The 477-nt window shown below is 67.1% G+C and carries 1 protein-coding gene; it reads left to right on the top strand.

All coding sequences use genetic code 11. The features are described 5' to 3' along the window. Positions 1-477, top strand: a 477-nt coding sequence (locus tag L692_RS32930) for a DUF5682 family protein (RefSeq protein WP_232238814.1), incomplete at both ends; no start/stop codon positions are given.

The raw sequence follows: 477 nt of genomic DNA, 5'->3' as shown, positions 1-477 counted from the left end.
CCCACCTGCCGCACCGGTATTTGTCGGCGGCGGCCCTGCATCTGCGCGAAGCGGGTACCCACCGCTCGACGGCTGAAGTGATTGAGGCCGTACGGCTGGCGGAGGCGCTGGCCTCGCTGCATAGCGGAAGCGCGCCAGCGCTCCGCGATTTGCGGGATGCGGCCCGTACGCTGCTGGGCCACGGTGAGCTTGCTCCCGTGGCGGAGGCGCTGGTTCAGCTTGACATCGGGACGGAGATCGGGGAGCTGGCCGAAGGCGTAAGCCAGACGCCCATCCAGGATGATCTTGCGCGTGAATTGAAGGCGCTCAAACTTGAGAAGTACCGAAGCGCAGTCGCTGGGGAGCTTACGCTCGACCTGCGCGAGAACCGCCGGGCTTCAACTGAAGCGGCCGCCCGGCTGGATTTGCGCCGCTCGCGCTTGCTGCACCGGCTGGAGCTGCTGGACATCGGCTTTGCCAAGCTGAGACCGAGCGGGC

Origin of the sequence: Paenibacillus forsythiae T98 (assembly GCF_000520735.1) — a bacterium.
Lineage (GTDB): Bacteria > Bacillota > Bacilli > Paenibacillales > Paenibacillaceae > Paenibacillus_AQ > Paenibacillus_AQ forsythiae.
Note: the sequence above shows the minus strand (reverse complement) of the source record. Positions and strands in the feature narration are given on the sequence as shown.